Annotated in this window: 22 protein-coding genes, 1 tRNA gene and 1 pseudogene; 6 read left to right on the top strand and 18 right to left on the bottom strand. The window is 54.7% G+C overall.

What is annotated here, in order from left to right; translation table 11 throughout:
- Window positions 1-145 precede the first annotated feature (145 nt).
- The 3 genes from ACOZ42_RS02135 to kynU form a co-directional block, all read right to left on the bottom strand.
- A complete protein-coding gene (locus ACOZ42_RS02135) occupies window positions 146-2,008 on the bottom strand; it encodes an amidohydrolase (protein WP_426345500.1) in 1,863 nt (620 codons plus the stop codon).
- Window positions 2,009-2,175: 167 nt separating this feature from the next.
- Window positions 2,176-3,549 (bottom strand): amino acid permease, encoded by a 1,374-nt coding sequence (locus ACOZ42_RS02130; RefSeq protein ID WP_240208929.1) that lies wholly within the window; start codon window positions 3,547-3,549, stop codon window positions 2,176-2,178.
- A 36-nt stretch (window positions 3,550-3,585) separates the two neighbouring features.
- The gene (gene kynU, locus ACOZ42_RS02125) at window positions 3,586-4,836 is read right to left on the bottom strand and encodes a kynureninase (RefSeq protein ID WP_426345499.1); all 1,251 of its coding nucleotides are present in this window, start codon (window positions 4,834-4,836) and stop codon (window positions 3,586-3,588) included.
- Between the two features lie 143 nt (window positions 4,837-4,979).
- Here kynU and ACOZ42_RS02120 point away from each other — a divergent pair, with 143 nt between their 5' ends.
- A complete protein-coding gene (locus ACOZ42_RS02120) occupies window positions 4,980-5,441 on the top strand; it encodes an Lrp/AsnC family transcriptional regulator (protein ID WP_003804018.1) in 462 nt (153 codons plus the stop codon).
- Window positions 5,442-5,483: 42 nt separating this feature from the next.
- Here the strand turns inward: ACOZ42_RS02120 and ACOZ42_RS02115 are convergent, their stop codons facing one another.
- Together ACOZ42_RS02115 and ACOZ42_RS02110 are read right to left on the bottom strand one after the other, a co-directional pair.
- A complete protein-coding gene (locus ACOZ42_RS02115) occupies window positions 5,484-6,188 on the bottom strand; it encodes a GntR family transcriptional regulator (protein ID WP_219235580.1) in 705 nt (234 codons plus the stop codon).
- 114 nt (window positions 6,189-6,302) lie between these two features.
- Window positions 6,303-6,731, bottom strand: a complete 429-nt coding sequence (locus tag ACOZ42_RS02110) for a hypothetical protein (RefSeq protein ID WP_131071248.1) — start codon at window positions 6,729-6,731, stop codon at window positions 6,303-6,305.
- Between the two features lie 469 nt (window positions 6,732-7,200).
- Between ACOZ42_RS02110 and lldP the strand changes: the two genes are divergently transcribed.
- The 4 genes from lldP to dld all read left to right on the top strand — a co-directional run bounded on the left by lldP (window position 7,201) and on the right by dld (window position 12,585).
- Window positions 7,201-8,868 (top strand): L-lactate permease, encoded by a 1,668-nt coding sequence (lldP, locus tag ACOZ42_RS02105; RefSeq protein ID WP_003804023.1) that lies wholly within the window; start codon window positions 7,201-7,203, stop codon window positions 8,866-8,868.
- 77 nt (window positions 8,869-8,945) lie between these two features.
- Window positions 8,946-9,725, top strand: a complete 780-nt coding sequence (lldR, locus tag ACOZ42_RS02100) for a transcriptional regulator LldR (RefSeq protein ID WP_003804025.1) — start codon at window positions 8,946-8,948, stop codon at window positions 9,723-9,725.
- Window positions 9,722-10,861: an FMN-dependent L-lactate dehydrogenase LldD gene (gene lldD / locus ACOZ42_RS02095; protein WP_426345498.1), complete on the top strand. Its 1,140-nt coding sequence runs from the start codon at window positions 9,722-9,724 to the stop codon at window positions 10,859-10,861. The genes lldR and lldD overlap by 4 nt, the downstream gene beginning before the upstream one ends.
- Window positions 10,862-10,863: 2 nt before the next feature.
- Window positions 10,864-12,585, top strand: a complete 1,722-nt coding sequence (gene dld, locus ACOZ42_RS02090) for a D-lactate dehydrogenase (protein ID WP_426345497.1) — start codon at window positions 10,864-10,866, stop codon at window positions 12,583-12,585.
- 135 nt (window positions 12,586-12,720) lie between these two features.
- Here dld and ACOZ42_RS02085 read toward each other — a convergent pair whose 3' ends face one another.
- The 5 genes from ACOZ42_RS02085 to chrA all read right to left on the bottom strand — a co-directional run bounded on the left by ACOZ42_RS02085 (window position 12,721) and on the right by chrA (window position 17,094).
- Window positions 12,721-13,272, bottom strand: coding sequence for a GNAT family N-acetyltransferase (locus tag ACOZ42_RS02085; protein WP_153008921.1), 552 nt, complete (start codon window positions 13,270-13,272; stop codon window positions 12,721-12,723).
- Between the two features lie 120 nt (window positions 13,273-13,392).
- Entirely contained in the window at window positions 13,393-14,394 is a 1,002-nt protein-coding gene (locus ACOZ42_RS02080; RefSeq protein ID WP_426345496.1) for a 2Fe-2S iron-sulfur cluster-binding protein, read from the bottom strand.
- Window positions 14,395-14,747: 353 nt separating this feature from the next.
- Complete coding sequence (locus ACOZ42_RS02075; RefSeq protein WP_426345495.1) at window positions 14,748-15,032, bottom strand: hypothetical protein; 285 nt, start codon at window positions 15,030-15,032, stop codon at window positions 14,748-14,750.
- A gap of 124 nt (window positions 15,033-15,156) precedes the next feature.
- A complete protein-coding gene (locus ACOZ42_RS02070; protein ID WP_426345494.1) occupies window positions 15,157-15,678 on the bottom strand; it encodes a ferritin-like domain-containing protein in 522 nt (173 codons plus the stop codon).
- Window positions 15,679-15,867: 189 nt separating this feature from the next.
- On the bottom strand, window positions 15,868-17,094 hold the full coding sequence (chrA, locus tag ACOZ42_RS02065) for a chromate efflux transporter (protein ID WP_426345493.1): 1,227 nt from the start codon (window positions 17,092-17,094) through the stop codon (window positions 15,868-15,870).
- 771 nt (window positions 17,095-17,865) lie between these two features.
- On the opposite strand from chrA, the gene ACOZ42_RS02060 reads away from it, so the two are divergent.
- On the top strand, window positions 17,866-17,982 hold the full coding sequence (locus tag ACOZ42_RS02060) for a hypothetical protein (protein ID WP_426345492.1): 117 nt from the start codon (window positions 17,866-17,868) through the stop codon (window positions 17,980-17,982).
- Window positions 17,983-18,043: 61 nt separating this feature from the next.
- Here the strand turns inward: ACOZ42_RS02060 and ACOZ42_RS02055 are convergent, their stop codons facing one another.
- The 8 genes and pseudogenes from ACOZ42_RS02055 to ACOZ42_RS02020 form a co-directional block, all read right to left on the bottom strand.
- Window positions 18,044-18,979, bottom strand: coding sequence for a retron St85 family RNA-directed DNA polymerase (locus tag ACOZ42_RS02055; protein ID WP_426345491.1), 936 nt, complete (start codon window positions 18,977-18,979; stop codon window positions 18,044-18,046).
- Window positions 18,976-19,929 carry a retron St85 family effector protein gene (locus ACOZ42_RS02050; protein ID WP_426345490.1) on the bottom strand — a complete coding sequence of 318 codons (954 nt, stop codon included), beginning with the start codon at window positions 19,927-19,929 and terminating at the stop codon, window positions 18,976-18,978. The genes ACOZ42_RS02055 and ACOZ42_RS02050 overlap by 4 nt, the downstream gene beginning before the upstream one ends.
- 301 nt (window positions 19,930-20,230) lie before the next feature.
- On the bottom strand, window positions 20,231-20,785 hold the full coding sequence (locus ACOZ42_RS02045; protein WP_426345489.1) for a plasmid mobilization relaxosome protein MobC: 555 nt from the start codon (window positions 20,783-20,785) through the stop codon (window positions 20,231-20,233).
- 400 nt (window positions 20,786-21,185) lie between these two features.
- Window positions 21,186-21,488 carry a hypothetical protein gene (locus ACOZ42_RS02040; RefSeq protein WP_086059791.1) on the bottom strand — a complete coding sequence of 101 codons (303 nt, stop codon included), beginning with the start codon at window positions 21,486-21,488 and terminating at the stop codon, window positions 21,186-21,188.
- 2 nt (window positions 21,489-21,490) lie between these two features.
- Window positions 21,491-22,054, bottom strand: a complete 564-nt coding sequence (locus tag ACOZ42_RS02035; RefSeq protein WP_426345488.1) for a type IV secretion system protein — start codon at window positions 22,052-22,054, stop codon at window positions 21,491-21,493.
- Window positions 22,055-22,167: 113 nt separating this feature from the next.
- Window positions 22,168-22,263, bottom strand: a pseudogene (locus ACOZ42_RS02030) (site-specific recombinase); the annotation flags it as partial.
- A gap of 135 nt (window positions 22,264-22,398) precedes the next feature.
- Window positions 22,399-22,483, bottom strand: a tRNA-Leu gene (locus ACOZ42_RS02025).
- A 308-nt stretch (window positions 22,484-22,791) separates the two neighbouring features.
- Window positions 22,792-23,856 (bottom strand): AI-2E family transporter, encoded by a 1,065-nt coding sequence (locus ACOZ42_RS02020; protein WP_003804212.1) that lies wholly within the window; start codon window positions 23,854-23,856, stop codon window positions 22,792-22,794.
- Window positions 23,857-24,311: the final 455 nt, after the last annotated feature.

The following is a 24,311-nucleotide window of genomic DNA, read 5'->3' as shown; positions in this document are numbered from 1 at the left end:
ATACCTGGCAGTGTAGGAACGCGACATGACGACTCAGTGACGCTCAGATGAAAGTTTTATGACGCCGACATGTTCATATGAACATGTCGGCGCTCAATCCAGACAGCATTCGCGCCGGCCGCCTGGTGTCAGTGACGGACTGGCCTTACTCAAAACCTCGCAACAGAGCCCCCATCAGCAACTCAGGCCCATGCGCGTGCTCTGCAGCGCCTGTTTCAGATGCCTGGTGCTGCCACTCATTCAGAAAACGGGAAAGCATCTGCCCAGTCTGCGCCTGGCTGAGTTGCTCGGTCTCCGATGCCTCGTCCTGTTCATAAATGAGCTTGCCTCGCTTGATGGTCTGAACCACGCGCAAGCTGGCCAATTGCTCGGGATCGACCGATGTCGGATCTTGCGACAGGACAACAAAGTCCGCCAGTTTGCCCGGCTCAATCGACCCTTTTTCCTTCTCCTCAAAATGCTGGAAAGCCGGCCAGATCGTCATTGCCTTCAGGGCCGTCATGACATCTACCCTCTGATCCGGCCCCAAAATATCGCCCGATCGGGTGCGACGCGTGACGGTCGCCGACAACACCCGCATGGAATCCGGGAAGGCCACGGGCGCATCGTGGTGGGTTGAAAACATCAAGCCATGCTCACGCACCCAGCCAGTGGGAGAAATATTGTCGGCATTGACCGGCCCCACCGTACGGTCACGGTGCCAGTCTCCCCAATAAAAGGTGTGCATGGGGAACAAGGACGGAAAGACATCCAGGTCTGCTATGGACGCTATCTGGTCCCGGCGCAGAAACTGCCCGTGAATCAAGACGGCCCGCCGATCCCGGGGACCATACTTTTCACGTGCTGTTTTAATCGCAGCCAACAGCAGATCCGAGGCGGCCTCCCCATTCGCGTGAGTCAGCAGCTGTATATCGTTCTTGAAGGCCCAGTCCACCGAATCAAACACCTGGTCGGGCGTGACCGCTGCGTACCCCCGGTAATCGGCGCGGTAGCCTGCTGGTGGCTTGTAATAGGGGCGGTCGCGATAGGCCGTAAACCCCTGAGGGGAGCCATCAATCGTGAGCTTGGCACCGGCCACCCGAAAACCATCGGTGTAATGCCGCGATACATGACGCGCGATAAAGTCCCGGTCCTGGAGCACATCGACGTAGGCAGCGACATCAATATCGATCTTGCCCGCCGACGCCGCGGCCTGCATCAAAGGCACCGTATCGGACGTGGCCCGCCCTTCCTGTCCGGTCGTGTAGCCGTAACGCTTTAACAGATCGGTCCCGGCCACAAACAGGGCCTGAACCTGCTCGGGTGTGAGTTTGCCCATCTGGCTGGCCACGCTTGAAAAAAAGGCCATCTCTTCGAGCACCCCATTGGGTTGGGTGCTACCCTCTTCCCGCCGAATGACACCGCCTGCCGGATCCGGGGTCTGGGCGGAAATGCCCGCCATCTCCAACGCCTTGCTGTTGAGCACGCCAATGTGGCTGGACTGATGAATGATGATGATCGGCACGGACTCGGACACTGCATCCAATTCCTGTCGCGTGGGGTGGCGCTGCTCTGCCAGTTGGGCGTCGTCATACCCAAAGCCCAGGATCAAGCCCACCTGCCTGGTTTTACCTTGCTCATCCAGCCATTGCCGGAGCGTCTCCTGCAAACTGGCGATGTCTTTGACCGCCCCATCCGGGGGCGATAGCAGATTGGCGGACATGGCCTGCACACCAATCATGAAGGCGTGGCTGTGCGCATCCACAAACCCCGGCAGCAAAGCCTTGCCCTGCAGGTCGATCACAGAGGTGTTTGGACCTTTATAGGCTTGCATCGCCTGCAAGGTACCCACATCCAGAATCCACCCCTCCTTGACCGCGACCGCTTCGGCAGCAGGCTGGCTGTCACTCATCGTCAAGACCGGCCCGCCCATCCAGATCTGATCGGCCGTTTCCGCTGTCCAGGCCGAGCCAGCCATCACCAGACTGCCCGCCAGCACAGACACTTTCAGAATGTTTTTGAACCACATATGCTCCCCTTTCTGCTCAGAAAAAAGTGGCCAACTCGTTTACTGTGCCACAAGGAGACCGGCTCTGTCCTGCTGTCTGTATCGGTTTGCTGGCCATGCTGCCGCTCATTCGTGCCAAGCCCCAGACTGAGCACGAATGAACGGGACCACGCTATGCGGCTACACGGTTACGCGACCCGGCTTTTTGAGCGTACAACATAAATCACGATCAAGGTCAGCAAGAACGGCACACCAAACAAAAGGGTGTAATGGAAGATATTGATGAACCAGGTGGTAATCAGAATCGCCACAATACCGATCAGACCCAGCAAGGTGCCGATGGGATAGGCCGGCATCCGGAAACGCAGCTGCACCCCTTCCTGCGCCACGCGGCGGCGGAAAAACAAATGGGTCAGGAAAATCATGCCCCAGGTAAACAGGGCACCGAACATGGACAAGGCAATCATCACCGGGAACGCCGTTTCCGGATTGTAGGCATACACCACGGCCGCCACACCCACCCCGCTGGCCGACAAAGCCAGGGCATTTAACGGCACTCCATTGCGTGCCACCTTACCCAGTACCAGTGGCGCATCCCCCGCACGCGACAGGCTGAACATCATGCGTGTAGAAATGTAGAGCATGCTGTTCATGGCCGACAAAGCAGCAATAATCACGATGAAATTCAAAATGCTGTCTGCATAAGGAATGCCCACCGACTGCATCACCGTAATGAAGGGGCTGCTTGTGCCATCTGCAATCAGCACCTGCCAGGGCACCAGCATCACAATCAGGGACAGAGACAAGAGGTAGAAAATGATCAAGCGCCAGATGGTTGCCTTGAACGCCTGGCGCACCGCCTGCTCAGGGTTTTCTGCCTCGCCCGCCGCAACCGCAATCATCTCGATACTCAGATAACTGAAGATGGAAATAATCACGCCCACCCAGACTCCATACCAGCCATTGGGCATGAAGCCACCCTGGCCCAACAGGTTTTCCTGCACCTGTGCGGGCTGGTAATAACCCGTCAACATGCCAATGGCCAAGACGATAAAAGCAATAATGGCAAATACCTTGATCAGGGCAAACCAATACTCCACCGAGCCGAATGCTTTAACACTATAGGCATTGACCGCAATCAGCACGGCCGAGAAAAAGACGATCCAGATCCACGGCGATACCTCCGGAAACCAGAACTTCATGTAGTCGGCCACCGCCGTCACCTCAGTGCCGACAGCCAGCACAATGCAGGCCCAATAGCTGTAGCGCACCAGAAAACCGGCCAGCGGATGAATATAAAACTCGGCATACGCGCCAAAGGAGCCCGAGGTAGGATGCTCTACCGTCATCTCTGCCAGGCACCCCATCAGCACCAGGGCAATAAAACCACCAATGACGTAGCTCAGCACCACCCCGGGTCCCGCAAAGCCAATAGCAAACTTGCTGCCCAGGAACAGGCCGGTACCAATGGCCCCCCCGATCGCAATCATGCTCATCTGACGGGCATTCAGCCTCTTGTGCAGTCCGGCCTCGCGCGATTGAATCTGTTCAAATCGGCTCATGTCTCCTCCTTATGATTGTTTTTTTAATGAGTGCGATCAAGTCACCTTGGAGCGGGTTTTGTAGGCCGGCTTGTCCCATTCCCTGTCCGTCAGCACCGCCTTGAGATGCTGGACGGCCTGCCAGATATCCACAAAAGACAGATACAAAGGGGTAATGCCAAATCGCATCACTTCAGGTTCGCGATAGTCGCCAATCACACCCCGTGCAATCAGGGCCTGAACAACGGCGTAACCTTGCTCATGCGCAAAACTGACATGACTGCCGCGGAAATGATGATCGCGGGGCGTGATCAGGCGCAAGCCAAACTCGGCACATTCCTGCTCGACCAGACGGATGAACAGATCAGTCAAGGCCAGGGATTTACGACGCACGGCCTGCAAATCGGTTTGCAAGAAAACGTCCACGCCACAGGCAACCAGGCTCAGGGACACAATAGGCTGGGTACCGCACAAGAAACGCTCGATCCCGCTGGCCGCCTCATAAGAGGGGCTCATGGCAAAAGGATACTTGTGCCCCCACCAACCCGACAAAGGTTGACTGATCTTGTCGAGCAGCTCGGGATTCACCCACAACAGGGCCGGTGCGCCAGGACCGGCGTTCAAATACTTGTAGGTGCAGCCAATGGCAAAATCAGAACCGCTGGCTTTGAGCTCGATGGGCAAGGCGCCCGCCGAGTGGCACAAGTCCCAGATCACCAGCGCATGGTGCTCATGTGCCAGACGGTTAGTGGCCTGCATATCGTGCAGATAGCCGGTACGATAATTCACATGGGACAAGACCACCACGGCAGTTTCGTCATTGATGGCGGTTTTCAGATCGGCCGGCTCATCAATCAGTTCCAGCCTATAGTCTTTACCAAAAAAGGCGTTAAACCCTTCAATGATGTACAGATCCGTTGGAAAAGAGTCGCGCTCGGCCAGGATGACTTTCTTTTGCGGATGACGCTCTTTTTGCAAATTGACAGCCGCAGCCAGAACCTTGAACAGATTGACCGAGGTACTGTCACTCACGATGGTTTCGCCCTGGCCAGCACCGATCAGCGAAGACATCTGATCGCCCAGGCGCACAGGCAAGGTCCACCAGCCTGCCTTGTTCCAGCTGTTGATCAAGTCGGTACGCCATTCCTGGGCAATCACTTGCTGCGCACGCTCCATCGCGTGTCGGGGCATGGCGCCCAAGGAATTTCCATCCAGATAAATCGTGTTGGGTGGCAGATCAAACCTGGCTTTGAAGCCAGCCAGTTCGTCGGCCTGATCCCACTGCTCGCATTGCTGCAAGGTAATCATGTTCATGCTCCTCGATTCTGCTTTTTACGTCATTTAGTCTAGCATCGAGGCTCTGGCAAATTATTCCAAAGTGACGAACATCATGATTAAATTTGGAAGAAAAATCGTTTTTTAAAAACTCTTTTCGAAGATAATTCTAAAACATGAGACTAGACGAGACAGACCTTAAAATCCTGCGTCTTTTGCAGGATAACGGCAGACTCAGCAACCAAGAACTGGCTGATCTGGTGGCCCTTTCCCCTTCCTCCTGCCACCGACGCGTGAAAATCCTGGAGCAGGAAGGACTCATTGAAAACTACAGCGCCAACTTGAGCGCCAGCAAACTGGGTTTTGCCATTGAAGCCTTTGTAGAAGTGAATATCGCCCAGCTCAATGAAAGCGAACACCAGTACCTGAGCAAAGCACTGGCCACCATGGATGAAGTCCTGCATGCCTACATCGTGACGGGTCAGGCCAACTACATGCTGCACATCCGCACGCGCAATTTCGAGACTTTCTCCAACTTTGTCGTTCACAAGCTCAATACCCTGCGCGGCGTCACCAAAATCCATTCACAGATTGTGCTGTCCTGCATCAAAGCCAAGGGGCAACGCTTGCCGGTGTAACCGCCGTCGCGGCACGGGCTGGCATAAGGCCAACGCTTGCACTCAGAGGTAATTGAGCGTGAAGCGGCGTTTGAAATGCTCGCTGCGCCACCAGCCCTTGCCACTTTGTACCGGTTTGTCATCGACATCGAACAAGTCGATACGCTGCACGATCACTGCCTGGTTTTCCTTGATCCACAACTGCTTGGCCATCTCCGCTGAGGCATCGGCCATGCTGATCTCTTCTTGCGCATGCTTGATGGGCACATTCAGCACAGAGGTCAGCATCTCCACCATGGTGCGGGTTTCCAGATCCTGTTGCCCAAGACGTTCGCCAATCGAGCGCAGCACGTAGTTTTCTGCAAAATAAAGCGGCACGGCAGACTTGTAGCGCACCGCTTGCAGCTTATACACCGGCTCGTCGGACGCAAAGAATTCGGCAATCTCCGCCGGAGGGGCGACCAATTCCCACCGGGCAACCTTGGTACTGGTGTCCTTGCCCAGCTGGACCAGATCATTGAGGGAGTTCAGCTCCCAGGAACCTGTATTCTTGCGCTCCAGCACAAAGGAGCCACGGCTGGGAAAGCGCTCGATCAGGCCATTACGGGTCAGGATTGCCAGACCCTGCCGTACCGTAATGCGGCTGACACCAAACATTTCCCCCAGCTCGGCTTCCGTGGGCAAACGGTCGCCCGGCTTTAAGCGACCGTCCTGGATATAGCGGGTCAGCTTGTCAGCAAGCTGTTCGTAGAGCGGTTTTGTACTCACTGCGTAATTTCATCCCCATTGATGGCCATGTGCGGCTGGCCCCACCCACCTGCGGTATTCACCCTGCTGTGTTCAGCCGTCTCTCCTGGCTTTCCCTGCCTGCAAACCACCTTGTTACTCGCGCTCCAAGAGCCCTTTAATCAGAAACATCTCGGCTTCGTGGACGCAACAGATCTGCTCCCAGGCGGCATCGCTTTGCGTGGCCAGGCGCCAGGTGAGCAAGCTCACTACACATTTATCCGCCCCCAGCTTGAGCACCTCGCCGGGAATGACACGCGACATATTGCGAAACTGCATCACCTCTTTGCTGGCCCCCACGTCGTAATCCACCTGCAAACGCGCTGCATCCACATTCAGACGCACATAGGTTTCCTGACCGCTAAAGACCGAGGTTCCCTTGAACAAGCCCGGTTCCACTTCGCTACGATTCGCACTGCCCCAAGCCCACTGACCTTGCAGGAGGCCATCGGACATGATTTCAAAAGCGACCTGTGCCGGGCGCTCCACCAAGATGCTGCTGGAATGACAATGTGGGTCTTTCACTGACTGGCTCCTGTTCCATCGTTATTGTTATGACAATAAAAATATTGTCATATCAAAATCCCGCTCCCACTAGACGGGAAAACACGTATTAGCCACGGGCAAAAGGACACGCAGACTCCGGCCCCTCCCAACGCAAACAGACGATAGTGTCCTTGGTAGTCCGGTATGGCGACCAGTGTCTTCTTCTGCACAAAACGCCCTTTTTCCCCTATGAAGCCACGCTAGGAACGCTAGCGTTGACCTCCTTCACACACCACTGCCGCCCTTAAATTGGTCATACCAATTATCAACATAAAAAGGCGTTGAGCTCTAAATTATTAGGGTAAACACTGACGTTCAATCAAATTACCCTTTGGATACAATGCGTTCTACTCTTGACCACATCTTTAATGGTCAGACCAATTTGGCGACCTACTGGTACGCTTCCTCTACAAGCGCCCCCCCTTTGCTCCTGCGGAGATAGAAGAACATGCAACAAGCGTGGCTGCAGCAATACGATCCCACCGGCAATATCTGGCTGTCGGCCCTGATCGCCCTTATTCCCATCATCTTTTTTTTCCTGGCCCTGACCAAGTTGCGCATGAAGGGCTATCAGGCAGGCACCATTACCGTGCTGCTGGCACTGGGCGTAGCCCTGTTTTTCTATCGCATGCCCGTCTCCACCGCCTTCGCTTCGGTGGTCTATGGCTTTTTTTACGGACTGTGGCCCATCGCGTGGATCATTGTGGCAGCCGTATTCCTGTACAAGATTTCGGTAAAAACCGGACAGTTCGACATTATTCGTGCCTCTATCCTGTCCATCACCCCTGACCAGCGCCTGCAGCTGATTCTGGTCGGTTTTTGCTTCGGGGCGTTTCTGGAAGGCGCGGCCGGCTTCGGCGCTCCCGTCGCCATTACCGCAGCCCTGTTGGCCGGTCTGGGTTTCCGCCCCTTGTACGCTGCTGGTCTGTGTCTGATTGCCAATACGGCTCCCGTAGCCTTTGGCGCCATGGGCATTCCCATCATTGTGGCTGGCCAGGTCTCGGGCATTGATCCCTTCCATATTGGACAAATGGCCGGTCGCCAACTGCCCTTTATGACCATCATTGTGCTGTTCTGGCTGATGGCCATCATGGACGGCTGGCGCGGCATCAAAGAAACCTGGCCTGCCGTGCTGGTCGGCGGCGGCTCCTTTGCCTTGGTGCAGTTCCTGACGGCCAACTACATTGGCCCCGAACTGCCCGACATTACCTCGGCCCTGGTTTCCCTGGTAGCCCTGACCTTGTTCCTGAAGGTATGGCAGCCCAAGCGCATCTTCCGCTTTGACGAGCAAGAAGCTACACCGGTCCAGAGCGATGTGGCCCAACAAGCTACTCTGCCGCTGACCACCGGTCGCATCATCAAAGCCTGGTCGCCCTTCATCATCCTGACCGTCATGGTCACGATCTGGAGCGTGCAGCCCTTTAAAGTACTGTTTGCCGCCAACGGTCCGCTGGCCTCGACCATTGTGAACATTCCTGTGCCTTTCCTGCACAATCTGGTCGAAAAAGCCCCTCCCGTCGTCGCCTCGGCTACTCCTTATGGCGCGGTCTATGCCTTTAACTGGCTCTCGGCTACCGGCACAGCCATTTTGATTGCCGCCTTGCTGACCATTCTTTTTCTGCGCATGAAGCCCGCCAAAGCAGTGGAAACACTGGGTGAAACCTTCAAGGAACTGGCCGTTCCCATTTACTCGATCGGCATGGTGCTGGCCTTTGCTTTTATCGCCAACTATTCCGGCTTGTCGGCTACTTTGGCCCTGGCCCTGGCCCACACCGGCAAAGCCTTCACTTTCTTCTCCCCTTTCCTGGGCTGGATTGGCGTGTTTCTGACCGGTTCCGATACCTCGGCCAACGCCCTGTTTGGTGCTTTGCAAGCCACCACGGCCCAGCAACTGGGTTTGCCTGAAGTGCTGATGGTTGCGGCCAATACCACGGGTGGCGTGACCGGCAAGATGATCTCTCCCCAGTCCATTGCCATTGCCTGCGCCGCCGTCGGCCTGGCTGGCAAGGAGTCCGACCTGTTCCGCTTCACCGTCAAACACAGCCTGATCTTCGCCGTTCTGATTGGCCTGCTGACCACCCTGCAAGCCTATGTGTTACCTTGGATGATCCCCTAAGGGCCCGCCCTCATCCTTCATCTGCAAGGCCGTAGACTCGCGCCTTGCAGATTTATCTTTTCGGTACCTCAAGAACTATGCGCCTCTCTGATCACGTTGCCCAACAATTGCTGGCGCTCATTCAGTCCAGCGATTTCAAAGCGGGGCAACGCTTGCCCGCCGAACGCACGTTGGCAGCCCAATTGAACGTGTCTCGCGCCTCCTTGCGCGAGGCCATTCAGCAACTGACCAGCCAAGGCATTTTGCGCAGTCAGGTCGGATCAGGTACTTACCTGACCTCTCAAACGCCGCAGTGGACCCAGCGTTCGGTGGACCCGCTGGCCGCCTTGATGCTGTCCGATCCGCAATACCGATACGACGTACTGGAAGCCCGTATCGCACTGGAGAGCAGCACGACCTGGCACGCTGCCTTGCGCGCCTCGCCCGAGGACAAGAGCAAGATCCTGCAATGTTTTGAGCAGATGATCCGCTACCAGCAAAGCGGCGATACCGATCTGTCGGCCCGGGCCGATGCCCAATTCCATCTGGCCGTCGCCGAAGCCTCGCACAATCTGGTTCTGGTTCAGGTCATGCGCGGACTGTTCGATCTGGTGCTGAGCAGCGTGACACAAAACCGCGACATCATCATGTTCGTCCATGACAGTCCCGAAACCCTCACCCACCTGACCGCCCAGCACGAAGCCCTGGTCAAGGCCATTATCGATGGCGACGCGGCCCATGCGCGCCATGTCGTGAACGAGCATCTGGGCTACGTACGCAACACGCTTCTTCAGGCGGACGAAGACCTCGCCCGCCGCGAACGTGCCGCGCGCTTGCAGACCTCTCCCTCCGTCTTACCCGACCCCATCCTGCCATGATTATTTCCTCCTCGACCGACTACCGGCGTGCCGCCCAAAAACGGCTGCCTCCCTTTTTGTTCCACTACATCGATGGCGGCGCCTATGCCGAGCACACCCTGCGCCGCAATGTGGACGATCTGGCGGAGGTCGCCCTACGCCAGCGCGTCCTCAAAGACATGAGCCAGCTGGACACCAGCGTTGATCTGTTTGGCGAAAAATTGTCCATGCCGGTGGCTCTGTCTCCGGTCGGACTGACGGGTATGTACGCACGCCGGGGAGAAGTTCAGGCTGCCCGGGCCGCCGATGCACGCGGTATTCCCTTTACCATGTCCAGCGTATCCGTGTGCCCGATCGAAGAAGTGGCACCTCGTCTTAGCCGACCCATGTGGTTTCAGCTCTACGTGCTGAAAGACCGTGGCTTCATGCGCAATGCACTGGAACGCGCCCAGGCTGCCGGTTGCAGCACCTTGGTCTTTACCGTGGATATGCCCGTACCCGGCGCGCGCTACCGTGACGCACACTCGGGCATGAGCGGCCCCAACGCCGCCCTGCGCCGCTACGCTCAGGCCGTCATGCATCCGCGCTGGGCCTGGGATGTAGGTTTGCTGGGTCGTCCGCACGATTTGGGCAATATCTCGCGCTACCTGGGCAAACCCACGGGCCTGGAAGACTATATGGGTTACTTGGGCGCCAACTTTGACCCGTCCATCTCCTGGAAGGACCTGGAGTGGATCCGTGAATTCTGGAAAGGCCCCATGCTGATCAAAGGCATCCTGGACCCGGATGATGCCCGCGACGCCGTGCGCTTTGGAGCGGATGGGATCATCGTCTCGAACCACGGTGGCCGCCAGCTTGACGGCGTCCTGTCCTCGGCCCGCGCCCTGCCGGCCATTGCCGATGCTGTCAAAGGCCAGATCAAGATTCTGGCGGACTCCGGTATCCGCAGTGGTCTGGACGTAGTGCGCATGATTGCCCTGGGTGCCGATGCCGCCATGCTGGGACGCGCCTACATCTATGCACTGGCCGCCGCCGGACAATCCGGAGTCGACCACCTGCTGGGCCTGATTGAAAAAGAAATCCGCGTCGCCATGACGCTGACCAGCGTCAGCAGCATCTCTCAGATCACCTCCGAGCTGCTTGTCCGGGAGCCTTGATAATGACCGCTTCCTCCATCCGCACGGATCTGCTGCAGCAACTGCGCTCTATTGTCGGCCAGGCACACGTCCTGACCGACGATCGCAGCACGCGCCGCTATCGCAAGGGCCACCGCACAGGTGAAGGCAAGGTACTGGCCGTGGTTCGGCCCGGAACGCTGCTGGAGCAGTGGCGCAGCCTGCAAGCAGCCGTCGCCGCGGACTGCATCGTGATCATGCAGGCGGCCAACACGGGCCTGACCGGGGGCTCCACCCCCGACGGCGACGACTACGACCGCGACATCGTGTTGATGAACACCATGCGCCTGCAAGGTATACAGGTCATTAACGATGGCGAACAGGTTGTCTGCCTGCCCGGCGCCACGCTGGATCGTCTGGAACAGACACTGGCCCCCCTGGGGCGCGAGCCCCATTCGGTCATTGGTTCCTCCTGTATCGGCGCCTCTGTGCTGGGCGGGGTCTGCAACAACTCCGGCGGTGCCTTGGTACGCCGTGGACCCGCCTACACGGAATTGACCCTGTACGCCCAAGTGCGGGACGATGGCAGTCTGCAACTGGTCAATCACCTGGGTATCCATCTGGGCGACACGCCCGAAGAAATCCTGAGCCGCCTGGAACAGGGCAACTACCGTGCTGCCGACATCCTCAACGATCCGCAACGCAAGGCCAGCGATCCCCGTTACGCCGACGACGTACGCGACGTGGATGCCCAAACTCCTGCCCGTTTCAATGCTGACCCCTCCCGCCTGTACGAAGCCTCGGGCTCAGCGGGCAAGCTGTGCATTTTTGCCGTGCGTCTGGATACCTTTCCCAAAGAAGCCAGTACGGTGTTCTACATTGGCACCAATGAGCCGGATGAGCTGACGGCTGTCCGCCGACACCTGCTGACCCAGTTGCCACGCCTGCCCATTGCGGGCGAATACATCCATCGCACCGCTTACGATATTGGTGAGCAGTACGGTAAAGATACGTTCCTGCTCATCGACCGCTTTGGGACTGCCAAAGTGCCCTCCGCCTTTGCGATGAAAAGTCGTATCGACGGCTTTTTTGAACGCTTTGGCTGGCGCGGCGTCACCGATCGTGTGATTCAGGCCGTCATGAATCGTCTGCCCAGTCACCTGCCCGCACGGATGCGGCAATGGCGTGACCGTTTCGAGCATCATCTGCTGCTACGCGTCTCCAACGACACCGCCCAGGCCACCCGCGATTATCTACAGCAACAATTTGGCGACAGCACGCAGGGCGCGTATTTTGAATGTGATACCGAAGAAGGCCGCAAAGCCTTTTTGCACCGCTTTGCGATCGCCGGTGCCGCCATCCGCTACCGCGAATCCCATCCCAACAGCGTGGAGGACATTGTGGCGCTGGATATTGCCTTGCGCCGCAACGACCGGGAATGGGTAGAGCAACTGCCCGACGATATGGAGAAAGATATCGTCCACAAACTCTATTACGGTCATTTCCTGTGCCACGTGTTCCATCAGGACTACATCATCAAAAAAGGCGTGGCGCCTCTGGAGATGGAACACCGTATGTGGAAACTACTGGATGAGCGTCAGGCTGAATACCCAGCCGAGCACAATGTGGGCCACCTGTACGTCGCCAAACCTGCACTGGCGGGTTTCTACCGCGAACTGGACCCTACCAACACGTTCAACCCCGGTATCGGTCATACGTCGCGCCGTAAATGGTGGAGTGCATGCTGCGCCGGCAAACACGACTAAATGCCCGCTTCTGGAAGGCCTCACTCCCACGGGACGTGGCGCTATAGTCAGCACACGCGTTCGTGCTGCTTATAACGTGGTTATCTGAAGGAGTGTGCCGGGGCTTGATGGCGGGGGTCGCGCCGTCGAGCTCCGTCAGGTAGCCAGATGGCAAAGCAGGTGGATATCCTCGGGGTCCAGCGCAAACAAACGTGGGTCCGGCTCGGGTGCGATCACAAAGCCCTGCGCCCTATAAAAGTCCACGGTATTGACTGAAGGCGTGGCCGAGACATAGACCGCCTTCGCCCCCCACAGGATCGCCTGTTTCTTGGCCTGATCCAACAAGCAGGCCCCCATGCCTTGCCCACGCAGCGCCTGGCTGACATGCAGGAAGAAAAGCTGACGCCAATCGCCTTGCGGGCCCAGAGGCAAACGGTCCAAACCCACCGCGGCCACCAGACGGTCATCCTTGAAGACCCCCATAAACCAGGCACCGCGATGAAAGGCCTCCTCGTGTTCCGGATGGTATTTCTCGGGATCGCCTTCCGGCCAGCCACGCAGATCTATCACCACCTCTTGTTTGTGCAGCACGCCTTCGCGCCATTCATACAAGGCCTCAATTTGCTCGCTGCGATCAATGGACCACACCCAATTCAATTCGGTTTCACTCAAGGGGCGCAGCGTCAGGCCAGCAAGCACAAAGGACATGATGATCGGTTTGAAAAATACGGTTTTACAACAGTGAAGGTTAAGCCCAGGCTTGAATCATAGCGTTCCTCCCTCCTCTTGCGAGACGGAACGCCATGCTCGGGTTCACACGCAAATCTCCTAGGGGGTCACATAGATTTGCGCATGCAGATCCTGAATCTTCAGGCCACGCTTGAGCGCCATGCCAATGGTAGCGTCGACCAGCGTCGGGGAGCCCGCCACATAGACCTTCCAACCCCGCAAATCCGCTTGTTCACTGCCTGCAATATCGGTCACCAGGCCCCGACTACAGTGTGCGACCGGTATCCCCGAGACGACCGGAGTGAAAAGCAGCGTGGGATAGTCGCGCGCCAAGGCTCGGAACTCCTCAAGCCCGTACAAATCCCGCCCTTCACGGACACCAAAATACACATGAATCGCCTGGCTCATGCCACTGGCCAGCGCTGTCTCCACAATCGATTTAATGGGAGCCAGACCTGCTCCCCCTGCGATACATAGCATGGGCCCACCATGCCCCTCACGCAAATACGACGTTCCCTTGGGCAATTCCAGCGTCACCCGCTCGCCAGGCTCAAGCACGGTATGCACATACGCAGAGGCCACCCCGCCGGGGACACGACGGATATGAAACTCCAGCTCCGCCTCCCCCGGTCGATTAGCCATGCAGTAACTACGCGCTGGCGCCTGCCCGAACTTGATATCAGCATATTGACCGGCAAAAAACATCAGGGGCTGCTCGTCGGCCAGACGAATGCGAACACGCCGTATATCGTGGGTCAACGCCTCCAGCGTGACGACTGTGCCCTCGACCTGACGCAGGGGGACCTGTCCCCGGACGTCATCGGTCCCTATCCAGTCCAGCGTGACATCGCTGCGTGGGATGGCCCGGCAAGCCAGAATCAAGCCGCGCGCGCTTTGAGTTTCCGTCAGGGCAAAACGGGAGTAATCCAGCAGGTCCACCTGTCCCTGCACCAAACGGGTCTTGCAGCCACCGCAGCGGCCCTGACGACAGCCGTAGGGATAGACGATCCCGTTCTCCAACGCTGCCTGCAGAATGTTTTGCCCTTCCTGAGCGTCAAACTGCATGCCGGTCTGGCGGATGATAATGGTTTTGCTGCTCATTGCTGCCCTTTCAAGTAGGGCCGCACAGGCCCTGCATAGCGGTCAACTCCAGCCCCTTTCTTGGCACCACAGAAAGGTCTGACTGTCTCATCGTTGTATGTGACATGACACTTTCCCGGAAGTTTGCACGCAAACCCGGCAATATGCCTGTTTTTTCAAGAGATTATTTCACGCCAAGGCTTACTTGGGGCGGCGAAACAAGGCCCGCCAACCGACACGCCAGGCCACAGCGGCACAGTGAAGGCCCCAGCATTTCGCCTTATCTGTGCAGCCACGGCTTGGAATGTCACCCTGCCCCTTGCCCTACAGCCCCCCTAGGCTGCGTTTATCCAGTCAAGGGCTAGCCGGGAATCTCAGTCGGGGTTCTTGGGCCCGTGGCGCTTGGGCAAAATGGCAGGGGTATCATCTTTTGGTTTGAACCAGTTGGGGCTAGGGTCATGCTTTGGCTTGGGAGAGCCGTCAAACTGCGTCGCCTTCTGATCACCCGTTTTGCTTGGTGTCCTGTCCTGACTCTGCTTATTTACTTCTTTCAAATCTTCCTGCACCCGCCTTGCAATATCCGCTTGAGATTCACGGCTGGGTTCTGGGGCCTCGGGTTGCGTTGGCAATGCCCGGCGATCTTGGCGTGATGTATTCATATAAGCCTCCAACAATCAGGTTTTGCAGGCAAATTCAGGCAAGCAGCGTATCTATGGCAAATTTGCATCGCCCCCGCCCAGCCAGACCAGCAAACCGGGCGCCGCTCGCCTCCTTTGTCGTGTGTCAACGCTTTGCCTGGGGGTGGCCCTCATCGGCCCGAGCCAGAAAGACCCGTACCAACTCAGGGGAATGCACTTCCAGCCAATGGGCCATGGCACGTTCCTGCTCCAGAATCTGTTGGCAAACGGCGGCCGTCTCGACGTCCCCCAAATAGTCAGCCGCTTCCTTGATCTGGCTGTAGGCGGCAATTTCAAGACTCTCAAAGGCAAAACTGAACATGCTGCCCTTGACCACCTCGTCAGACGCAAACATCCCCGAAAACCCCTGAAAGGTTGCCATGACCTTGCCGCCCAGATCCTTAAGCAGGGATGTGTCACCACCGCGCCGCTCAATGCACTGACGCACCAAGCCCTGCTGAGTCCGGGTTTCTTCAATATGCTGCTGAATGCGCTGATGCAGTTCGGGATAATGCTCGACACGCGAGAGCATGCTGTTCAACATTGTTTCAGCTTGTTCTTCCATCGCATGCGCATCCCGCAGCCAGTCCATTAAATGTTTGCTTGCACGTGAGTGAGTGGTGTCCATGAGATCCTCCAGTCGGTTTACCCTGTCGCAACGGCGACAAGCGATGGATACCCAGCACAAAGCGTTCCCAAACCGCGAAATTGTTGTCCCTGCCCTCAGAACAAGACTGACCGCAGGGCGACTTTTAACCCGTTCGGCCCGCCCGAGGCGGGTGTGAAGCAAGCGTGCCGCAACCCCACTGAAGCTCTATCAGAACACGGCCAGCAACGATGCCCCCAGCCCCGCCAGAAGCACGACCAGGGCGGGCGGCACACGTCCTACTGTCAGCAAACCAAACAAGAGCAAAGCCAGCCCAAAATCCGCCCGAGTATGAATGGCACTGGTCCACACCGGGTCATACAGAGCCACGCCCAAAATGCCCACTACACCCGCATTCACCCCGGCCATCGCCGTGCGAATCCCCGCCCTGTGTCGCAAACCCTGCCAAAAAGGCAAGACCCCGATCAGAATCAGCAAGGCCGGAACAAAAATAACCCCCAACAAGACCAGCCCGCCCAGCCACCCGTGCAAGGGGCCTTGAGCCATCGCGCCGATATAAGCCGCAAAGGTAAACAATGGCCCTGGAACTGCTTGGGCAGCGCCATACCCCACCATCAAATCGGCATTACTGACGAGCCCACTGGGTACGACCGCAGCCTGCAGCAAAGGCAACACCACGTGCCCACCACCAAACACCAAAGCCCCGGAACGGTACACCCCTTCCAGTAGTTGCGCCGTGGACGAAGCACTGACTGCTGCCCACACCGGTAAAACCATCAACAGACCCGCAAAGAGCACCAACGCCGCCGTCCCGACCGTACGTGACACTGGATACGAATGGGCCTGCATAGCACCGGCCTGCACAGAATCCAGCCTCCACCAGGCCAACAAGCCCGTGACCGCAATCGCCAGCACCTGCCCGAACGCAGAAGGCAGCAAGAGACTGAGCAAAGCGGCCAGAATCGCCAACCCCGCCCTGCCCCGATCAGGACATAAGGAACGGGCCATACCCAGCACCGCCTGAGCCACAATGGCCACCGCTACAATTTTGAGCCCATGAACCCACGGGGACTGCGCGATCCCCTGCTGCCCGGCCAAACCCAAGGCGAACAGAATCAAGGCAATCGCGGACGGCAAGGTAAACCCCGTCCAGGCAGCCAGCAAACCCATCCAGCCAGCCCGCCCCAAGCCAATCGCCATCCCCACCTGACTGCTGGCCGGACCCGGCAGAAACTGACACAAGGCCACCAGATCAGAGTAGCTGCGATCGTCCATCCAGCGCCGGCGCTCGACGAACTCCGCACGGAAATACCCAAGATGGGCAATAGGGCCGCCGAACGAAGTCAGGCCTAATTTCAGGAAGGCCCAGAACACCTCCAGAGCGGAGCCATTCCCAGACTCTAATGACGCCTGTCGCGACGGAATCCAACGGTTCATTGCAGCTTTATTCTCCTGTCACGACCGGCCATGCGCTGTGTCCAAATAAGAGGAAGGGCTAAAGAGACACACGAGAATTGCCAGTCTTAAGCAGCAAACCCTGTGACGCTAAAGACCACTAGTGTACGAGTTCCTGGTTCATTGAGATGACAAGGCCAGCATAAGGAATAAGCGAAAACGTACCAGCCCAACCCACTGCTCTTTTTTTAAAGATTATTACTTTTTCACAGAGCCGGCCTGGAAGGGGGAGATCGCTGAGGGGAGGCTAATTCAAGGGTCAGGGATACTAACTACCAGGAGGGTGGGAGGGGATGGGTGTTTTTTAGGCGGGGGATTTTGAGTCGCGAAGAAACAGTGCTTTGTGAGGTAAAACCGCTCACCTTAAGTTGATATAATAACACCATAAACAACTTAAGAATCAGTGGGTTAGCCAACTTAACGCAATTTAGTAAAAACTACTCACTGTACCGATACTGTACCGAAATCAGAGGTGGTTTGGTACATCTACGCAGCTGCTTCATAGCTAACAAGGCGGGAGGAGAGATGTGGTTTTGAGATCGCTGCATGGTTGCTTATGCACGTAGCCCATGTAAATGCTCTAGGCCAGGACGTAAGATACTGCGTTTTCTGCTCGTAATCGCGATGATTGTTTCTTGTTTGTAGGCTATGGGTTCATGGCTACTTGAATGAGGATGATGTGATCTGAACAAGATTAACCGTAGGGCAGCTTCAGAAGCGGCTAAGGCTTCGGTAGAACTGGAAGGGTTTGAAGTGCCAAAAGATGTTTTGGTAGAAGCTGAGAGGTTTATCGATGGTGAAATCACACTCCAAGAAATAATTGATAGCTTATATAAAAATAGAGAAAAAAATCATACGGATGATAACTAATATTTGGCAGATTATTTAAATCATAATAATTGAAAATCTTCTGTTTTTCATATTTTCAAATTCAGCTATGGCTTGCATAAAATATAGAATCGACAACCTCATTCGAGTACTTGGACTTCATTCTCAAGATAAAACCCGGCTCAATATGATATGCATGTGACAAGAGGCCTTTTAATCTCAATGTTTCATCACAATCAAGGCGTCCATTTCTGAATGAATTAATAAGAGAAGCAATTTCACGTTTTCGATTCCGCCCTATTGACAACTGATTATCATTGGTCAAAACAACGCCAGTCACATGCCGATTAAATGCCTTAGATGAAAATACCGTTTTTGAACTGTTTACCCTTATTTTTCTATGACAATGCTCCCATGACAGTTTTTTTACGACAGCGGGCACATCAAAAAGAATACCTTTCTCTCTACATGTGAACGTCAAATCATCAGCATAACGAGTATACGAAATATTTCTTTGCTGACAGTACTCGGCCATTTTCTCATCAAACTTATTCATAATGAAGTTTGATATAAATGGTGAGCTTGGCGCTCCAATACTTAGCCTCAATCTACTGCGTCGGGTACTCCTAAAGAAAAGAGCATTCTCCAGAAGAATGCGATCTATTTCATCGCATTGAACGCCGTAATCACTCAATGCCATGAAGAGCAAATCCGGGGTAATGCTAGGGAAGAAATTCTTAAAGTCCATCTTCAGCAGATACCGACTATTCACATGTCGAAGAGCATTCAATCTAATGCCTGTACCCTTTTCATAGGCTGTTGCTGCATTATGGACATCTAAAAAAACTCTTAACTCCTCGATGATGACTCTTTGAATGAATTTTGCTTCTTGAGAAGGTTGGGCGATCAGTCGAAAATCAATGGAGTTTCTCTTTGGTATAAAGTACTTTTTATATCTCCTTGGCATTGTTATCACAAAACGCAATAACTCGCCCTCTGTCATCATAAGTTTTTCGGTTAGCTTGGAAAGTAAATTCATTTCACCTCCTGCTTTAGCTTATGAATTTGCTTCAGAACCAAAGATCTTTTTCTTGATTGCTCGTCATCAGCCATCACATAAGTTTTTCGAAATGCCATAACAATTGCTGGTGTATCTCTAGTCCGCCCCTTTAAATCAGTACCAAATTTTATTCGGCGAGCACTTTCTTCTTTATTAAAATAATATTTGACGTGACTGTATGTCATATGATCAATAAGATTAACTTTCTCAAGAAGATACAACAACCGACTAACAGAGGCACTATCAATATCAATATTGAATGCTGCTAACGCAAGTTCAATTTCCGTAAATGTTATAGGGTGTGCCAAAACAATGATATCTTGAATCAATAAGGCGATGTGAGCGGAGTTTTCTATTGAAAACCTTTGGGTTTTCAGCATTTTATCTAACTTTCGCTTTACATCGTTGGCCATAATGTTGATGTGCTCATACTCTAATACATCTTCTGTTGGCCATGGGTATACAAGCACGGAGTCTGGGTTTGTTCGTTTAATACTTTGCAAAGGGCCAAGAAAAATAAATGAATCTTCTTTATCCAACTTCTCTTGAGGAGCTAACACAAGCAACTTTCCAACGGTATTCGGATCCATACAAAAAAGCCCAAGCTCGACAAGCGAACCAGGGCTTTCTAAACAAATAATTATTAATGTTGCGATGTTTGCAATATCAGCTTCAAACTCTAAAAGATCAGAGTACGCACCTTCCTTGAAATAATCCTTGAAGTCTTCGGCTTGGATGCACACCTTGTGAAAATCATTGTCATGAGCCGAGAAATATGCAATTAAACGTTGGCGTGCGCTGATAGGAATAACAGCGTTCACATCAATAGGCCCGCCACAAAGAAAAACCCTAGGTGGAAGGAAAGAGACAGTAAACTTCGAATGATCGAAGTTCTGGAACTCCTCTATAAGTTGATCATCAAACTTCATGGCCTGTTATGTTGCAAAAAAACGGCCTCAAATGAGGCCGTTTTAAAATTTCCTTACCTAAAGGATGCGTCAAACACGCGCTTAACGCTCCTGAGATGCTTGTGCGAAGGATCGTTAAGCGCGTGTTTGACGCAACCTAAATATCCTCAATAAATGAGTGTCTGGCTAAGCGCCCGACAAGGACAAATGCATAATCTGCCCATACGCGTAAGGATGTTGCAGTATATATTGAAAGAGCTGAGCACACAACACGGTCGCTTCCACCGATGGACATGGTTCCAGTACAGTGCTAACCGGCCGTTCACCTGAAATTCCACCGCTCTATATTTGCCCTAATGCAGTCACTAGCCTTCTGAACGTGCATGTCGATAAGAGTTTTAAGCTCTTCAATGTGTGCAGCCGTGACGGGGTCGTGTTTACCCTCATTCAAGCGCCGAGCAATCGGGTTTAAATTCCGGCCCACTGCCAAAAGTTGAAAGTTGGACTCTCCCAAAATCTCAATCTCTTTCATTGAAAGCTGTGGCTCATGGGTAAGGACTGCTCGTAACGCATCAATCACAAACTGGCGTCCAGAAGTGTTTTCTTCCTTTGCTCTTGTCGCAAGCGCTTCTCTTTCAGAGTCAGTCAACATAATTTCAAAGCGTTTTTTCGCTTCATGCTGAACTTCCTCCACTGGCTTAAAAACAGTTCGTGGCTTGCCAGCTTGTAACCCTGCAAGTTGTTTTTCAATCGCTTCACGCAACGCAGCACCTGGCTTTTTACCTACGGATGCACAGTATGCGACCCAAGGGGTTTTTAGATCGCCTAGGTAAACGTCCATACGAAGTGACGGCCCTCTTTCTTTCTGTTCACTCATAGCCTTACATACCCCTCAAAATGACCGAAATCATCTGGTTTCACAAACTATACGTATAGTTCCCCGGCGGTTAGCCTATCCTGCAATAGTCCTTACCCAGTCCGTTTCTTGGTCATGACCAAGGAATCCCCAATCCGACGAGCAAAGAGGTTTCCGACCGTGATTGGCGTCTATGGGTGTCAAGGGCAACCCCGGAAGCCGCAGCGCCCACCAGGGCGACCGGGTGAGGATGTTGGGCGCAGCCTTCACCCTTGATGCGCATGGATGCTTTAGAGCCTGTTGGCAAGGGGTAGGAGCAAGGCAAAGCCGCTGACCCTGCCCCCGCAGCCTGTCCGGCAAGGTCGGACGCGGTATGCAACCCGAAGGGGGTTGCTCCAGGCACTACACGACTCAAATCCTGTTAGCGTTCATGCTCCTGGCTTGGTAACGGGTATGAGCGAGCAATGATCTCCATAAAGTTTTCGTACTCACGGCGACCGAGGGTGGAGGGTTTGGCTCCAGTGCGATTTGCAGCCAGAGTTATTTCCTCAACGTCTCTAGCGCGGCTAAAGACAAGATCAGCCTGCAACGCAGTTAAAGATGCTGGATCATTCATGCGATCCCATTGCTGTAGCCAGTGAGCAATGGGTTTGCTATCGGGAACGCCTCCCATCGACACCCGCATGAGACGTAGCAGGGCGTGGTGCTCATTAATCGTAAACATCGCTAATCTCCTTTGCTCGCAGTGCCACCTTGGCGGCCCCACTGGGTTTTCTGTAGCCTTTCTATAACGTGCTGACGGTAGGCGGAATTAAGTATCGAGTTCCCCGCTGCAAGGTGGTTCAAACGACCAGCTGTGACCATTTGTCCGCTTTGCAGGTCTCGTCTTGTACTTTGTCTGTTTAGCCCATGAGTCACAGGCGATGCTGCTGCCTGGGCAACATCTCGCAGACTGATGCCAGCCGAAGAAATGCCACCGGCCAAGGCTGCTTCGGCCGCATATGCCCTCTGCAACAAAAAGAGCGTCACGCCCGTAACGATAAGGATTTCAAGCATGGTAGCCATCGGGTGATCAGTAGTCACTGCCAACACCTTGGCTGTAAGCGAACTGAAAAACTTCGTCCCCATGCCTAGGACAGTGGACACCAAAGCGATCTGCATGATGGGGGTCATCACCTGCCCAAACCAGCTATCAAACCACTTGGCCGTCACCGGAAACATCAGCATTGCGATGAAAAAGGGGCCGATACCCAGCATGACAGTCAGCATGACTTTGGAGGTAATGACCATGGCACCGGCTGGGATAGCGATAAGAAGCGTAGCGATATAGTGTCAACAAAGGTGCAAAATATAAGCACTACGCTCTATTTCACCTTCGATGCAGCAATACGAGTCCCCATTCAGCGCTTAGTACAAAATGTTTTGGCTACAGGGGGCCAACCCGTCTTGCGAATAAGTGCTTTCCAAGTGCCAGAGGGTGTCTTAACAATCGTCGCCATACATGCTCCGTCGAACGCATTGCGCTGCGTCAGTGTACCGAAACTGTACCTAAGCGAACTTTGAGGAAAATCCCCCAGTACTGGGGCTATGACTTGAATCGCGCTAAGTGCTTGTAAACACTAGAGATTTTTGAGTGGTGCCCGGGGCCGGAATCGAACCGGCACGCCTTGCGGCGGGGGATTTTGAGTCCCCTGCGTCTACCAATTTCACCACCCGGGCTAGGTATGGCAACCTGGGAATCCAGGCTTGGAAGGAAAGATTGTTATTATACGCAGATTTTTGAAGATTTTGGCAAGTACCCAGGCAATTTTTTTTGTTTCAGCGCCAGCTCGGCCGATCTTCTGTCCAACTCCCCTTTTATTGCATCTTTTCCGCCCGCTTTGTCACAGTTGCTTAAGTTATGACAAGCCCTTTTCACAAGGCCTGAGTTCTGCCCGGCCTGGTCTGATTCACCTTCCTAGGCCTGCAAAAAAACAGGCCAGGTGCATTGCCCTGGCCTGCTCCGTCTTCTGCTCGGCGTGAAGGGGCTAGTCCGCAGCGGCCACCTGTCCGTTACGTATCCACTCACGCCAGATCGCGACCAGTAAGGCCATCAAAACCGGGCCGATGAATAAACCCACAATACCCATGGTTTGAACCCCGCCCACCAGACCAAAGAAGGTGGGCAGAAAAGGCAGTTTTACCGGGCCGCCGACAAGGCGAGGTCTTAGCGTTTTATCCACAATGAACAGTTCGATTGCGCCCCACAGAAACAGGCTGACGCCCGCAACCAGGTGGCCTGAACCGACCAGATAAAGCGAGACCAGGGTGAAGGACAAGGGTGCGCCACCGGGAATCAGCGCCATGAAACCGGTGATAACGCCCAGTAATACGGGTGACGGCACACCCGCAATCCAATAGGCAATCCCCAGGACTACGCCCTCTCCCAAGGCAATCAGACCCATGCCGGTGACCGTGGAGTTCACGGTTGCGGGCACGACGCGGGAGAAACGCTGCCAGCGACCCGGCAGGATGCGTTCGCCCACGATGTCCAGCTGAGCCAGTAAGCGGTCGCCATCTTTGAAAATAAAAAACAGCGTGATCAGCATGAACAATACGGTCAGCAACAAGTGGAACACGTTGCCGGTGGCGGAAAGCACCATGCGGTAGATATTGCCCAGATGCTGGCCGCTGACCATTTCCACCAGTTCCCCCAGTGCATGGGGTTCGCCTAGATAGAGCTGCCAATACGCGGTCAGACGTTCGCCCACCAGTGGCATGGCCTTGATCCACTCGGGCGTGGGTGTGCCGTAGCGGTTGGCGGCCAGCGCCCAGGTGATAAAGCTGCTGGCTTCCTGAATGGCAAAGGACAAGGCCAGGGATAAGGGCACAACCAGCACGACGATGACGACCAGCAAGGCCAGGGTGGCGGCTAATGCGTTACGTCCATTGCACCGGACGACCAAGCGTTTATATAAAGGCCAACCGGCCAGGCCAATGATAAGTGCGGCCAGAACAGGGACCAGAAATCCCTTCAAAAAATAGACGCCTGCGGCCAGCAAGAGCAGCAATAGCCAGCGAGCGATGAGAAATGCGGGTAAGACGGGTTGCATAAACGGTGGAGACCCTCTTGTCTATTGGTCTGGGCATGGGTCGGTGCCCGAAAGTTTTTTTGACGATAGCATGATCGCAGGCCAAGGAATACCCGTTTCTTACAACAAGCTGATCACGGTTCTTCAGCTTATGACAGGGTTGGGGCTGCAGGCGCGATCCGCACAGGTCAAGACTCATCAGAACGGGGGTTGTCGCAGTATGAAAGGGGAAGGCTACCTGACTTGAGCGAGGCGGCTCTTTGCCCTTCGTGTGTTCTGCTTCGCACCACGTTTTGCCAAGTCTACTCCTGCTGCTGTGAAACCGCTTAAACGCTTCTTTCACCAAGCAGGGTCTGGTATACCGATAGGCGGACAGGAGGCTTGGGAAGCTGGACTCACCCCGCTATCCAGGCAGACGTAAAAACGCCCTAAGGCACCATGCCGTTGGGCGTTTTATTGTGTTTATCAGTCCGGGA

The organism is Alcaligenes sp. HNGD-HTN06, from assembly GCF_049932565.1.
GTDB lineage: Bacteria > Pseudomonadota > Gammaproteobacteria > Burkholderiales > Burkholderiaceae_B > Alcaligenes > Alcaligenes ammonioxydans.
The sequence above is the reverse complement of the archived record's forward strand: the minus strand, read 5'-3'. Positions and strand labels throughout refer to the sequence as shown.

Coding starts and splice junctions, on each gene's coding strand:
- ACOZ42_RS02055 (WP_426345491.1), bottom strand. CDS start 18,979: ATGAATTTACTTTCCAAGCTAACCGAAAAACTTATGATGACAGAGGGC.
- lldR (WP_003804025.1), top strand. CDS start 8,946: ATGCGCCTCTCTGATCACGTTGCCCAACAATTGCTGGCGCTCATTCAG.
- ACOZ42_RS02040 (WP_086059791.1), bottom strand. CDS start 21,488: ATGTTTACGATTAATGAGCACCACGCCCTGCTACGTCTCATGCGGGTG.
- ACOZ42_RS02020 (WP_003804212.1), bottom strand. CDS start 23,856: ATGCAACCCGTCTTACCCGCATTTCTCATCGCTCGCTGGCTATTGCTG.
- ACOZ42_RS02085 (WP_153008921.1), bottom strand. CDS start 13,272: ATGTCCTTTGTGCTTGCTGGCCTGACGCTGCGCCCCTTGAGTGAAACC.
- ACOZ42_RS02130 (WP_240208929.1), bottom strand. CDS start 3,549: ATGAGCCGATTTGAACAGATTCAATCGCGCGAGGCCGGACTGCACAAG.
- kynU (WP_426345499.1), bottom strand. CDS start 4,836: ATGATTACCTTGCAGCAATGCGAGCAGTGGGATCAGGCCGACGAACTG.
- ACOZ42_RS02080 (WP_426345496.1), bottom strand. CDS start 14,394: ATGAGCAGCAAAACCATTATCATCCGCCAGACCGGCATGCAGTTTGAC.
- dld (WP_426345497.1), top strand. CDS start 10,864: ATGACCGCTTCCTCCATCCGCACGGATCTGCTGCAGCAACTGCGCTCT.
- chrA (WP_426345493.1), bottom strand. CDS start 17,094: ATGAACCGTTGGATTCCGTCGCGACAGGCGTCATTAGAGTCTGGGAAT.
- lldD (WP_426345498.1), top strand. CDS start 9,722: ATGATTATTTCCTCCTCGACCGACTACCGGCGTGCCGCCCAAAAACGG.
- ACOZ42_RS02135 (WP_426345500.1), bottom strand. CDS start 2,008: ATGTGGTTCAAAAACATTCTGAAAGTGTCTGTGCTGGCGGGCAGTCTG.
- ACOZ42_RS02050 (WP_426345490.1), bottom strand. CDS start 19,929: ATGAAGTTTGATGATCAACTTATAGAGGAGTTCCAGAACTTCGATCAT.
- ACOZ42_RS02045 (WP_426345489.1), bottom strand. CDS start 20,785: ATGAGTGAACAGAAAGAAAGAGGGCCGTCACTTCGTATGGACGTTTAC.
- lldP (WP_003804023.1), top strand. CDS start 7,201: ATGCAACAAGCGTGGCTGCAGCAATACGATCCCACCGGCAATATCTGG.
- ACOZ42_RS02070 (WP_426345494.1), bottom strand. CDS start 15,678: ATGGACACCACTCACTCACGTGCAAGCAAACATTTAATGGACTGGCTG.
- ACOZ42_RS02075 (WP_426345495.1), bottom strand. CDS start 15,032: ATGAATACATCACGCCAAGATCGCCGGGCATTGCCAACGCAACCCGAG.
- ACOZ42_RS02120 (WP_003804018.1), top strand. CDS start 4,980: ATGAGACTAGACGAGACAGACCTTAAAATCCTGCGTCTTTTGCAGGAT.
- ACOZ42_RS02035 (WP_426345488.1), bottom strand. CDS start 22,054: ATGGTCATTACCTCCAAAGTCATGCTGACTGTCATGCTGGGTATCGGC.